12 protein-coding genes are annotated in these 11,621 nt (G+C 50.5%); 7 read left to right on the top strand and 5 right to left on the bottom strand.

Annotated elements, in window-relative coordinates; all coding sequences use genetic code 11:
- Positions 1–72: 72 nt before the first annotated feature.
- Both M0220_RS00565 and M0220_RS00560 read right to left on the bottom strand, forming a co-directional pair.
- Positions 73–1,644 carry an ABC transporter substrate-binding protein gene (locus tag M0220_RS00565; RefSeq protein WP_264018375.1) on the bottom strand — a complete coding sequence of 524 codons (1,572 nt, stop codon included), beginning with the start codon at positions 1,642–1,644 and terminating at the stop codon, positions 73–75.
- Between the two features lie 317 nt (positions 1,645–1,961).
- Positions 1,962–2,348 carry a glutaredoxin family protein gene (locus M0220_RS00560; RefSeq protein WP_030069214.1) on the bottom strand — a complete coding sequence of 129 codons (387 nt, stop codon included), beginning with the start codon at positions 2,346–2,348 and terminating at the stop codon, positions 1,962–1,964.
- A 240-nt stretch (positions 2,349–2,588) separates the two neighbouring features.
- On the opposite strand from M0220_RS00560, the gene mpl reads away from it, so the two are divergent.
- Genes mpl through M0220_RS00545 form a run of 3 tightly spaced genes read left to right on the top strand, consistent with a single transcriptional unit; the run spans position 2,589 to position 5,262 of the window.
- Positions 2,589–3,974 carry a UDP-N-acetylmuramate:L-alanyl-gamma-D-glutamyl-meso-diaminopimelate ligase gene (mpl, locus tag M0220_RS00555; RefSeq protein WP_264018374.1) on the top strand — a complete coding sequence of 462 codons (1,386 nt, stop codon included), beginning with the start codon at positions 2,589–2,591 and terminating at the stop codon, positions 3,972–3,974.
- A complete protein-coding gene (locus M0220_RS00550) occupies positions 3,971–4,636 on the top strand; it encodes a flavin prenyltransferase UbiX (RefSeq protein WP_030069219.1) in 666 nt (221 codons plus the stop codon). The genes mpl and M0220_RS00550 overlap by 4 nt, the downstream gene beginning before the upstream one ends.
- 2 nt (positions 4,637–4,638) lie before the next feature.
- On the top strand, positions 4,639–5,262 hold the full coding sequence (locus M0220_RS00545) for a LysE family translocator (RefSeq protein ID WP_030069222.1): 624 nt from the start codon (positions 4,639–4,641) through the stop codon (positions 5,260–5,262).
- A 26-nt stretch (positions 5,263–5,288) separates the two neighbouring features.
- Here M0220_RS00545 and M0220_RS00540 read toward each other — a convergent pair whose 3' ends face one another.
- The 3 genes from M0220_RS00540 to M0220_RS00530 are packed head-to-tail and all read right to left on the bottom strand — an operon-like array spanning position 5,289 to position 8,493.
- A complete protein-coding gene (locus tag M0220_RS00540) occupies positions 5,289–6,680 on the bottom strand; it encodes a bifunctional DedA family/phosphatase PAP2 family protein (protein ID WP_264018372.1) in 1,392 nt (463 codons plus the stop codon).
- A 27-nt stretch (positions 6,681–6,707) separates the two neighbouring features.
- Complete coding sequence (locus M0220_RS00535) at positions 6,708–7,643, bottom strand: GGDEF domain-containing protein (protein WP_264018371.1); 936 nt, start codon at positions 7,641–7,643, stop codon at positions 6,708–6,710.
- Positions 7,636–8,493 carry a hypothetical protein gene (locus M0220_RS00530; RefSeq protein WP_030069229.1) on the bottom strand — a complete coding sequence of 286 codons (858 nt, stop codon included), beginning with the start codon at positions 8,491–8,493 and terminating at the stop codon, positions 7,636–7,638. The genes M0220_RS00535 and M0220_RS00530 overlap by 8 nt, the downstream gene beginning before the upstream one ends.
- A gap of 190 nt (positions 8,494–8,683) precedes the next feature.
- On the opposite strand from M0220_RS00530, the gene M0220_RS00525 reads away from it, so the two are divergent.
- From M0220_RS00525 to rlmH, 4 genes are all read left to right on the top strand, one after another.
- Entirely contained in the window at positions 8,684–9,988 is a 1,305-nt protein-coding gene (locus tag M0220_RS00525) for a glutamate-5-semialdehyde dehydrogenase (protein WP_030069232.1), read from the top strand.
- The gene (gene nadD / locus M0220_RS00520; protein WP_030069234.1) at positions 9,985–10,644 is read left to right on the top strand and encodes a nicotinate-nucleotide adenylyltransferase; all 660 of its coding nucleotides are present in this window, start codon (positions 9,985–9,987) and stop codon (positions 10,642–10,644) included. The genes M0220_RS00525 and nadD overlap by 4 nt, the downstream gene beginning before the upstream one ends.
- 105 nt (positions 10,645–10,749) lie before the next feature.
- On the top strand, positions 10,750–11,136 hold the full coding sequence (gene rsfS / locus M0220_RS00515; RefSeq protein WP_030069236.1) for a ribosome silencing factor: 387 nt from the start codon (positions 10,750–10,752) through the stop codon (positions 11,134–11,136).
- Entirely contained in the window at positions 11,133–11,600 is a 468-nt protein-coding gene (gene rlmH, locus M0220_RS00510) for a 23S rRNA (pseudouridine(1915)-N(3))-methyltransferase RlmH (protein ID WP_030069238.1), read from the top strand. Before rsfS ends, rlmH begins: the two co-directional genes overlap by 4 nt.
- The last annotated feature ends 21 nt before the right edge of the window (positions 11,601–11,621 follow it).

The following is an 11,621-nucleotide window of genomic DNA, read 5'->3' as shown; positions in this document are numbered from 1 at the left end:
ACATAAAACGCTTCGTTCCCCAGGGGGCTAGGGAACGAAGCATCCTTGCACGTGTAAAAGTAAGCGTGGAAATTAGCGATTAATGACCAGGTCACCTAGGTAGGGGAAGTCGAGGGCGTTAACAACCGGCTCGATTTCAATGCCGTCAGCAGCACCGTAGGCGAGGTTTTGCCAATGCAGCATGATGTAGCCTACGTCCTCATAAAGCATAGCTTCGGCTTCACTTAGCATCTCATTGCGTTTTTCTAGGTCGGTTTCACTATCTGCTGCTGTTACAAGCGCATCAATTTCTTCGTTACAGTAGCTGCCGTAGTTGTACTGACCAGCGCCAGTCTCTTCATCAATGCAGAAAGAGAGGTACTGGAAGAAGTTGGCGGTATCTTCGGTATCAGCGTGCCAGCCAATCATTGCTATGTCAGATTCGCGGGTATCGTATTCGGGCCAGTACTGAGCCAGCGGCATGGTGCGCAGATTAACGTTAATGTTGATCTGAGCCAGCATATTAGCCACTGCTTGAGCGATCTGGGCATCGTTTACATAGCGGTTATTCGGCGCGATCATGTCAACGCTGAATCCCTCTTCATAGCCCGCTTCTGCCATTAGCTCTTTAGCGCGTTCAACGTCGTAACGCGGTACTAAATCAGGATTGTGACCAGAGTAGCCCTCCGGAGAAAACTGTCCTGCTGGTGTGGAAAATCCACGCATTAGGCGGTCAGCAATGGCTTCTTGGTTAATTGCCAGGTCAACGGCTTGGCGAACACGCGCATCCTGGAAGGCTTCAACGCGTTCTTCGTTGAGCTGGAAACCAATAATGCGTGTACCGGCGATTTCAACTAAATGAGCATCGTTAGCCTCACGTACACGATCTAGGTCGTTAGGCGGTACGGCATCGATGAAGTCAACGCCGCCTGACAGTAGTGCTGCCACGCGTGAAGCGTTTTCAGCAATAGGCGTCAGAATAATTTTAGAGACATTACCTTCGCTATCGGTATCCCAGTAATCTTCAAAGCGTTCAAAATCAACTCGAACACCTTGGCGGCGTTCAGTGATAATAAAAGGACCTGTGCCAGAAACGTTACGCGATGCAAATGAGTTGCCCGCTTTTACGATTTCTGCTTTTTCATTGCCGTCATCAGTTTCACCAGTGTAGAACTCACTATCCATGGGGAAAATATAAGTGGCAAGGTTGAGCAGTAGTGGGTAGGGCTCCGTGGTTGTAATTTCGACAGTGTAATCATCAACTGCTTCAGCGCTGGCAACGGGCTCAAAAATGGCGCGATAATCGGGGCTTTCTTTCAGACGTTCGATGGTCCACACCACATCTTTGGCGGTGAATTCGTTACCCGAGTGGAAGGTGACGCCTTCTCGCAGCGTCATGCGTGTAGTGGTTTCGTCTACTTGTTCCCACTCAGTCGCTAAGCGCGGCTCGAATTGAAAATCTTTTGTCCAACGTACCAGCGGATCAAATGCTAAGTGGGAAAGGCGCAGCATGCCGCCAGATAACTGCTCATGAATATCAAGTGTTTCAGGATCGGCTGAGTAACCAATGCGCAGGGTTTCTGCACTAGCGGTCATTGGCAACATTGCCGTACCCGCAACCACAGCACCAATGACAGAAGCCAATAGTGTTTTTTTAAACGTCATAATGTTTCCCTTTGTATTGTTTATTGTTCACCTTGCCGGTTAAACCTAGCGCGTATACACGCCAAATGTTTTTAAAAACCAGCAAAACAGACACGGTCAGCTTATAAGCTGTCTAACAACCTAATGCTCTTAAAACCTAGACTAAACATAGAGAGTTGGGGTTGCGTCATACAATCGAAATAATGAGAGGTATCATTCGTCTGCTGAATGACAGGGCTGGGTAGGGTCTTGGCTAGAGGGAGGATTAGACGAAGGTGGGGTAAGATGAAAGCCGCTACTCGGCACTTTAGGCCAAGAGCGGCAAGCAAAAAAGGGGCTTAAGCGAAGTGTTGGTGTAACCAGTGGTTAATAGCATCTGACTCGTAGAGCCACTCTTCCTGCCCGTTTTCATGATTAATTTTAAGGCAAGGAACTTTAACCTTGCCCCCGCCTTCTTGCAGGGCTTTTTTATGGGCGGGATCTAACTGAGCATCACGCAATTCGATATTTAGGCCCAGTCGTGCGATCTCTTTACGTACTTTGATACAGAAAGGGCAGGTACGGAATTGATAGAGCGCCAAGCGTTGACAGGCGGCATCGACTTTTGCCTGCTCTTCCTCACTACGCTCGACGGATTTTGGCGTTGATAGTTTCTCCGATATCAACATAACGGGGGCTAAAATCAGGCGAACACCTTTAAAGAAATAGCGAATTAAAACACGCATTGTAAGCTCCTCGGCAACACTAAGATGGGTCAGCAGTAGGATGTGTATGCATGATCGTATTTAAAAGATCATGAGCAAAAAGGTAGCCGCATCCTGCATCAAGCTGGACGTTTTGTCACTTCTGAACGAGCTTTTGCCTAGTTTTAAAGCCAACATCTGCCTTGAACTAGATGAGCAAGTTAACGTTGCATGCTAGTCTCACCAGCCTAGTTAACTAGTTAAGTAAGGAGCGCTTCACCTATGCGTCTGCATATTATCGGCATCTGCGGCACTTTTATGGGGAGCCTGGCTTTACTAGCGCGGGAGCTAGGGCATCAGGTAAGCGGCTCAGATACGAATGTGTATCCTCCTATGAGCACCCAATTGGAAGAGGCGGGGATAACCTTGATAGAAGGATATCACGCCGAAAATCTTGCTAATCAACCTGCACTTGTCATTGTAGGCAACGCGCTATCTCGGGGTAATCCAGAAGTTGAGGCGCTGCTTAACAGTGGTTTGCCGTATACCTCAGGGGCTCAGTGGCTGGCTGAGCATGTACTGACTGGCAGGCAAGTTATTGCCGTTGCAGGTACTCACGGCAAGACCACCACTGCTAGCCTTCTAGCATGGCTATTGGAAAGCGCTGGCTTAACGCCTGGATTCTTAATTGGCGGCGTGCCACGTAACTTTGGCGTGTCGGCGCGTTTAGGCAAGCCCGACAGTCCCTTTATTGTCGAGGCTGATGAGTACGATACGGCGTTTTTTGACAAGCGCTCTAAGTTTGTTCATTACCGCCCCCAAATGGTGGTGATGAACAATTTAGAGTTTGACCATGCCGACATATTTCCTGACCTTGCTGCGATTGAGCGCCAATTCCACCACTTGGTACGAACCGTGCCAAGCAAAGGTTGCTTGCTAGTCGCCGATCAACAGCCTGCGTTAGAGCGTGTCCTTGAAATGGGAGCGTGGTCACCTATCGAGCGTTTCGGCACGTTAGAGAGCAGTGAGTGGCAACTACGTTTAGAGCGCGCTGATGGCAGCCGCTTTCAGGTGCTTCACCTTGATGAAAACAGTGAAGAAGACGGTGTTGTCGAGTGGACATTAACCGGAGAGCACAACGCACGCAATGCGCTTGCAGCACTTGCCGCTGCGAGCCGTTGTGAGGTGAATCTTGCCCGCGCTTGCGCCGCACTTGCTCGTTTTCAAACGCCTCGTCGCCGTCAGGAGGTCATTGGGGAGGTGGGGGGGGTGCAAGTCATTGATGACTTCGCTCACCACCCAACAGCGATCGCGGCCACGTTAAAAGGGTTGCGGGCAGCCACTACCAAAGGGCGACTGCTCGCGGTGATTGAACCACGCTCTAACACTATGCGTTTAGGCGCACTTCGTGCCCAGCTAAAAGAGAGCGTTGCCGATGCAGATGCTGTCTTCTGGTTTCAACCGGCAGGACTCGATTGGTCAATGGAGGCGTTAGTGGCTGAGCAAGGCGAGCGCGCTGAGCTATATAGCGATATCGATGCACTTGTTCATGCGGTTGTTACTCAAGCGTCACTACTCGACCGTATTGTTGTGATGTCCAATGGCGGTTTCGAGGGGGTTCACCAGCGTCTATTGAGTGCGCTATCTGCCAAGGAGCAAACTGAGTGACAGACTTTAAACCTCCGGTGACGGTGGCGCTGACAGGTGCTTCGGGTGCGCAGTATGGTCTGCGCCTGATTGACGTATTAGTAGCATCAGGGCATGAAGTGTGGGTAATGATTTCCAAAGCAGCGCATATGGTCATCGCTACGGAAACCGATGTGTCGTTACCAGCTCAGCCGAAACGCTTAGTAGAAGCACTTTCCAAGCAGAGTGGTGCTCAGCCTGGCCAAATTCGCTGCTTTGGTCGTGAAGACTGGATGGCGCCTGTCGCATCGGGGTCTGGTGCCCCCTCTGCGATGGTGATTTGCCCCTGCTCTACAGGCACGCTGTCAGCAGTTGCGACGGGTGCGAGCAATAACTTAATTGAGCGTGCCGCTGATGTTGCTATAAAAGAGCGACGGACCTTAGTTATGGTGCCACGTGAAAGCCCGTTTTCCCCCATTCACCTAGAGCACATGCTGGCGCTAAGCCGTTTGGGTGTAGTGATTTTGCCTGCGGCTCCTGGCTTTTATCACCGCCCAGAACGGATAGAAGATTTGATCGACTTTGTAGTCGCCCGGATACTCAATCAACTGGGCATCACTCATCGCCTGATACCGCGTTGGGGAGAGGGGTATGAAACCGCACCTAGCGATGCAGATAATGATGTAAACAACACGGAAGAGTAATGATGATGTCATGGGCGACGCTGTCGGTGTTTGTACCCACGTTTTTATTCGTTTCCCTAACGCCGGGGATGTGTATGACCTTGGCGATGGTGCTGGGTATGACCCAGGGGGTGAAGCGAACGCTGTGGATGATGATAGGCGAGTTAATTGGCGTAGGCATCGTAGCCGCCGCCGCTGGGGCTGGCGTGGCAGCATTAATGCTACGTCATCCTGAGCTTTTTATTGCGTTTAAGTGGGTGGGCGGCGCTTATTTGGCTTATTTAGGCATCATGATGTGGCGTTCTAGAGGGCGTATGGCTATCCCTGCAGAGCTGAATGCCGGACCTGCTGCTGGAAGGCTACAGTTGGCTATTCAGGGGTTAGTGACGGCGGTGGCCAACCCAAAAGGATGGGCTTTTTTTATGGTGCTGCTACCACCGTTTTTAGATAGCGGTCGGCCACTAGCACCTCAACTAACCCTTTTGATTGCAGTGATTTTAATCATTGAATTTGCCAGCATGCTGGTCTATGCCACTGGTGGGAAAACGCTACGTAATGCGTTGGGTAAAAGTGGCAATGTACGCTTACTCAACCGCATTGCAGGAACATTAATGATAGGCGTTGGGGGTTGGCTGGCGTTGGGATAGACGACTGGATTAGTGGCGTTGAACTGCTAAACAGGGGGCAGCAGAATAAGCCGTAGAGCTATTAGTGCACTGGTGGCAGCTAATAGTCTGACCCAGGGGCAGGGTGGTAGCGGCGCTCTAGTGCGGCGCTGCCAATTCAGCCGAACGATAGCGCATACCAGCAAGCCGAGGAGAGCACCGCCAATGAGGTCGCTCAACCAATGTACGCCTAATACTAAGCGCGACAATGCCATGGGTGTTACCAGGGCTATTGCCAGCCAATAAATCCAGACGCGTTGTTTGCGGTGCAATTCTGCTGCAATGAATGCAGCGGCTAACCCAATAACGACAACGGTCGTTGAGGTATGTGCACTGGGGTAGGAAGATGAGCCAATCAGATAGTCTGGTGTTTCTGGCCGGGCACGCCCGAAAACCATTTTTCCCGCTGTGTTGAGCAGCGCAATGCCACCAATGGCAAAGGTCCAATGACAGAGTGCATCGATACGTTTGTGGTGTATCAGCCAAACAGCCAAAGGCAGAATCAGCGCGGCAATTCCTAGTGAGTCTCCTAGTTTAGCGAAGCCTAAGCTAATGAAATGAAGTGGCTCATTGGTTAACCAGTTAAACAGGCGCTGAGCTTGTAAATCTATCGCCAGCGGACCTTGATGATTCATTACTAGCAGAGTCCAGGCTGAGACACTTGCCAATGTGATGACAAACAGCAGTAGCGAGGCTAACGGTACTTCATCATTTAAGCTCATTGAGAGCCATGAGCGACGCATAAAGGGGATGCGACGAATAAGGCGTGCTGTTGCAAGGTAGAAAAAGCCATGGCGACCCACCTGGGCTCTTCCCCAGGAGAAAATCACCGCAAGCACGACGAGACTGGCGCCTAATGTAATGAGCACCGTTTCTATATTTTGGGGTAGATTGAGATGCTGTTGCCAGGTTCTACCCAATAAGTAGCCAGGCAATACGTAAGCCGGTGCCCATAGGGCAGCTGAGGCGATATTGGCCCACAAAAATGTGCGCTGAGGCATTCGCATCATACCCGCAATAAGCGGAATAATGGGGCGCACTGGGCCGACGAACCGGCCAATAAACACAGAGTGGACACCGTAACGTTCAAAAAAACGTACGCCGCGCGCCAGCCATTCTGGATGAACGGATAAAGGCCAACGATTGGTAACTTGTTTACGGTAGTGATAGCCAAGCTGGTAGCTAATGCCATCCCCTAAGACCGCACCCAGCAAAGCGGCACTAATAAGCCATGGTAGAGCAATAGCTTCATGCCCCGCTATAGAGGAGGCCGCAGTGATAAGCACAACGCCTGGAACCAACAAGCCCACTAGCGCAAGCGATTCAAGTAGCGATATCAGCGCAACCGCCAGCATTAATATCGCTGGTGAAAGCGACAGATCAAAAAGCGTATCAACCATGATAAGTCCCGCTCCATTTGATGATTATCAGGCAGTCGATAACGCCTTAGCACGTGCTTCCAGGCGGTTTATGTAGCGTTCAAAGCGCTCATTGCGGCACGGTAGGCAAACCGCTATGCAGGTTTCTAATTGTCCTGTTTCAACTAAAACGCACTGTGATAATGCGCGCTGTAGACGCTCCCTTACCAACATGGCACCACTTTCGCTTGTATCTGGCAATACGAGCCAGAACGTAGAATTGTTTGCCCGACCTAGAATGTCATAGTCGCGGCAGCGGCTGTTCACTTCATTGCATAGGGCACCCAGCAGCGCTGTTTTTGCACGTGAGCCAAACTGCTCTTCTGCCATATCAAGCTGAGGTAAATGCATAACAAGAACTGCCAAACGCTTGTTGAGCATTGCTGCACGTTGAAACTCATTATGCAGACGCTCTTTTAATGTATCGATATGATAGGCATCGCAATCGTTATCATTTGGGTCTGTTGCCCTTAACAAAGCGCGTTGTCGTGCATGCTCCCAGGGAGGGAGTGTTAATAACAGCATAAGAGCGATATAAGCGACTCCCTCTACCGGCGAGGCAGTGCCGTGACTATGTAACAGCCACCAAAGAGGGGCAGAAAATACAGCCAGTATTATAGCGCTCGATAGCGGCAATAGAAAAAATGCAGCGGTTGTTGGTAGGCCGATCCACAAACTAGAGACGCTAGGATGGTGATAGAAAGCCGCTAGGGTGATGATATAACTGCTGCCCAATAATATAACGCGAGAGATAACAGTATTTAGCGTCTGGCTGTGATGCATCAATAGCGCTGCCAGTAACAGCAGCGTTACAAACATTGGCACTAAAAGGTCGCGATAATTCCCCATGCCATAAAGCCAGAGCGTGTATCCTGCCACTAGGATCACGCTGCTGGTATAAGCAAAGGTCATTAATTGCCTGTGCAGCGGCGGTGGGTCAATCATTACTATCTTCTCGTGGGTGAGGCGGGAAGTTGGCCAGCGTCTCGACTGTTAAACCTGATAACTCTAAGTCTATTAGCGGTAGGTGGTAGGAAAGCTGTTTTTCCGGAAGACCGGCACAGAGTAGTTTGCGTCGGTGGGCTGCCTCCTGGGAATTATGTGACAGCATTAAGGTGGCAAGTGTCTGGCTGTTTAAACGATAAACGTTTTCAAAGTTATAGGTGAGGTTGCATAGCTTTTGTGCGGCCGCCCAAAGCTGGTGACGCTTTACTTGGATAATTAACAGTTCTGCATAAATGGCTTCACGTTCAGAGCGGGTTTGTTCTCGATTAAGATCTCTTAACAGTTGCCCGCTTGGCCACAGATTAAGCCCTGGAATAAGCCGAAGGCGTGAGCGAATGGAGCCATTCATATCAATTAATTGACACGCTTTGGCGCTGGATAAAATGCTTAGTGTAATTAAAGCAGTTAAGAGTAAGAGTCCTTCAGGCAAGGAAAATAGCGGGATGATTAATAGCCAGCTCATCAGTGCGGCCAGCGCATTGAAGACTACTACCCAGCGCTTCTGAGGCAGCATAAACATCGCTGGCCACGCCCATATTAGCAAGCTGTGACGCTCCGGCGCTGCGGCAATAAGTCCTAGTAGCAATACCCCGGTGATTAGCTGCCAGGGTGGGCCCTTAGAGCGGCGGTGGCTAAAATCGAGCAATAACGCAGTAACGAAAAGCCAACCTACAGACAGCCAAAGCACTAGCGCAGCCATTGGCTGCGCCGTATGCGTCCAAAGCGCTAACACCAACGCGGCTGCGAACAGATTGGCTCTTAGTAGGCGTATTTTGTACTTGCTTTGCATGGTGGCTTACTATTCACCTCTACTTCAGGGTTGCCCATAGCATAGTCGGCTTGATGACATATCAGCGTCGTGATTAGGCAGCCGGTATAGCCACTATAACGCGTTGGTGGCGTAACATACTGCCAAACAGGCCTTACCACTACTATAGAATGCAACTTGCCTTGCATACGCAATATCACAGGGAGAAAGTATGAGCGGTTTAAACGCACAAGATGAAGCTCTTCAGCAATTGGCGGGGGGGGATGTGTCCGCTTATATCCAGGTGCTTGGACAAAGCGCTCGCGCAGCAGCTAAGGAGCTGCGTCGTGTTGACACTGGGTTAAAGAATCGTGCGCTTGAGGCAATGGCACTTCGCCTGGCAGCCTCTCGACAAGTGATATTGGAAGCTAATGCGCTTGACTTACAGCGTGGAAAAGAGAGTGGCTTAGACACTGCGTTGCTAGATCGTTTAGCGCTTAATGATGCGCGTATTGAAGCCATGATCGAAGGCCTTCATCAGGTGGCCGCTTTGCCAGATCCTGTTGGAGAAATTGACGATATGCGCTATCGCCCGAGCGGCATTCAGGTGGGCAAAATGCGTGTTCCGCTAGGCGTTATTGGCATCATTTATGAATCTCGTCCTAACGTTACTCTTGAGGCAGCTAGCTTATGCTTAAAGTCTGGTAATGCCTGCCTATTACGAGGGGGATCTGAGGCGAGTGCATCAAACGCCGCTATTAGCCGCTGCATTCAGGAAGGATTAGCTGATGTGGGCCTGCCCTCTGCGTCTGTGCAGGTCGTTGCCACGACTGACCGGGCGGCGGTGGGAGCGATGATTAGCATGCCTGATTATGTTGACGTCATTATTCCGAGAGGAGGAAAGTCACTGATCGAACGTATTTCCCGTGAGGCCACGGTGCCGGTTATTAAGCACCTCGACGGCGTGTGTCATGTTTACATTGACACTACCGCAGACCCCGCTAAAGCGATGGCTATCGCGGTAAATGCGAAAACGCATCGCTACGGTACCTGCAATACGATGGAAACTCTGTTAGTTGATGCACCGATCGCCGATATTGTGCTGCCCGAGCTGGCGCGTGCTTACGCCGAGCACAATGTAGAACTACGTGGTTGCGAGCGTACACGGGCGTTGTTGCCGCAAGCAGCGTTGGCCACAGAAGAAGACTGGGGTGCTGAGTATCTTGCGCCTATTTTAGCGATTAAAGTTGTTGATGGTATGGATGAGGCTATCCAGCATATTGAGCAATATGGCTCCCATCATACCGATGCCATTGTGACTCAAGACATCAGTCTGGCGAGACGCTTCATGGCAGAGGTGGACTCGAGTTCAGTTATCGTAAATGCTTCTACACGCTTTGCTGATGGCTTCGAGTATGGGTTGGGCGCAGAAATTGGTATCTCAACCGATAAGCTGCATGCGCGAGGTCCGGTGGGATTAGAAGGGCTCACAACGCAAAAATATGTCGTGTTTGGAGATGGGCAAGTTAGGCAATGAATTCAACACCCACACGAATAGGTATGCTGGGAGGAACCTTTGATCCTGTGCATTTGGGGCATTTGCGAAGCGCCATTGAGGTTCGTGAAGCCCTAAAACTCGATTGTCTGCATATGATTCCAGCACCTCAGCCCCCCTTGCGTGGTATGCCTCAGGTATCGCCAGCACAACGCTTAGAATTATTAACGCTTGGTATCGGCGATACGCCCGGAGTAGTGGCAGATGATCGTGAGTTACGTCGAGAGGGGCCTTCATATAGCGTCGATACACTTGTCGAGCTGCGGCAAGCGTATGGTGATAGCGCTCGACTAGTGATGATTATCGGGTTTGATGCTTTTCTGCGATTAGCCAAATGGCACAACGTCAATCAGATATTCTCTCTGGCGCATCTGGTGGTTATCGCACGGCCGGGTTATAGCACCTCCTGGCCTGATGCGTTAAGGGAACTGGTGGGTGATCGTGAAGTCGATAGTGTAGATGAACTGATGCTATGCCCGAATGGCAACGTCCTTACGTTAGCTCTTCCCTCTATGATGGCCATCTCGGCGACATACATAAGAGAGCGTTTGCAACAGGGCAAAAGCGTACGCTATTTACTGCCTGAGGCCGTTGAAGAAGCCATTCTTCAGCATGGTTTATATCATTCTCACGAATAGCGCTGGCAGTCATGAAAGAAGCCGTTACAATGGCCGGCTTACTGATTGAATCACCGAGCTTGCTATTGTTGAGCTTATTACGACAAGGGGTTGCCTTTAGGAGCCATGCACATCGATACACTTAAAAATCTAGCGGTTGATGCCCTAGAAGAACTTAAAGCACGTGATATTACCCAGCTAGATGTTTCCAAGCTGACTGAAGTTACCGATCTGATGCTGATTGCCAGCGGTACCTCTACCCGTCATGTATCTGCTCTAGCGCAGAACGTAGTCGAAAAAGCCAAAGCAGCAGGTCTTAAGCCTCGCGGTGTCGAAGGTGGTGACAATGCCGATTGGGTGCTGGTAGATCTGGGTGACGTAGTTGTTCACATCATGTTACCTGAAGCGCGAGTGCTCTATGACCTTGAGCGTTTATGGGCAGATTTGCCCAATGATGCTGGAGCGATTGGTGAATCACTAAAGCGGTTTGAAGAGCGGGCTACGATGTCATGAAGATTCGGCTGTTAGCGGTGGGTACCAAAATGCCTGGATGGGTGGAAGAAGGTGTTGAGACCTACCGCAAACGGCTACCGCGGGATTTCACACTTGAAATTGAAGAAATCCCATTGGGTCAGCGTGGTAAAAATGCTGATATCGTTAAGGCGCGTGCACAAGAAGCCCAGCGTATTCGTGACAAGCTTCGTGGTGACGAGTATATCGTGGCACTTGAAGTTAAGGGTAAAACCTGGAGTACCGAGCAACTGGCTAGCGAGGCAGATGCTTGGCGCATGCTGGGCAAAGATATTGTGCTGTTGGTGGGAGGTCCTGATGGTTTGGAGCCATCGCTCTCAGCAATGGCAGATAAAGCGTGGTCTTTATCGCCTCTCACGTTACCGCATCCTTTAGTACGCATCATGCTGGCTGAGCAGCTTTACCGAGCCTGGACCCTGTTAGTAGGTCATCCCTATCATCGATAATTGCTTTTCGTCTGATTTGAG

Origin of the sequence: Halomonas qinghailakensis (assembly GCF_025820815.1) — a bacterium.
In the GTDB taxonomy this organism is placed as follows: Bacteria; Pseudomonadota; Gammaproteobacteria; order Pseudomonadales; family Halomonadaceae; genus Vreelandella; species Vreelandella qaidamensis.
Note: the sequence above shows the minus strand (reverse complement) of the source record. Positions and strands in the feature narration are given on the sequence as shown.

Excerpts from the sequence above, each read along its gene's own strand:
- M0220_RS00565 (WP_264018375.1), bottom strand. The coding sequence starts at position 1,644 with ATGACGTTTAAAAAAACACTATTGGCTTCTGTCATTGGTGCTGTGGTT.
- M0220_RS00560 (WP_030069214.1), bottom strand. The coding sequence starts at position 2,348 with ATGCGTGTTTTAATTCGCTATTTCTTTAAAGGTGTTCGCCTGATTTTA.
- mpl (WP_264018374.1), top strand. The coding sequence starts at position 2,589 with ATGCGTCTGCATATTATCGGCATCTGCGGCACTTTTATGGGGAGCCTG.
- M0220_RS00545 (WP_030069222.1), top strand. The coding sequence starts at position 4,639 with ATGATGTCATGGGCGACGCTGTCGGTGTTTGTACCCACGTTTTTATTC.
- M0220_RS00540 (WP_264018372.1), bottom strand. The coding sequence starts at position 6,680 with ATGGTTGATACGCTTTTTGATCTGTCGCTTTCACCAGCGATATTAATG.
- M0220_RS00535 (WP_264018371.1), bottom strand. The coding sequence starts at position 7,643 with ATGATTGACCCACCGCCGCTGCACAGGCAATTAATGACCTTTGCTTAT.
- M0220_RS00530 (WP_030069229.1), bottom strand. The coding sequence starts at position 8,493 with ATGCAAAGCAAGTACAAAATACGCCTACTAAGAGCCAATCTGTTCGCA.
- M0220_RS00525 (WP_030069232.1), top strand. The coding sequence starts at position 8,684 with ATGAGCGGTTTAAACGCACAAGATGAAGCTCTTCAGCAATTGGCGGGG.
- nadD (WP_030069234.1), top strand. The coding sequence starts at position 9,985 with ATGAATTCAACACCCACACGAATAGGTATGCTGGGAGGAACCTTTGAT.
- rsfS (WP_030069236.1), top strand. The coding sequence starts at position 10,750 with ATGCACATCGATACACTTAAAAATCTAGCGGTTGATGCCCTAGAAGAA.
- rlmH (WP_030069238.1), top strand. The coding sequence starts at position 11,133 with ATGAAGATTCGGCTGTTAGCGGTGGGTACCAAAATGCCTGGATGGGTG.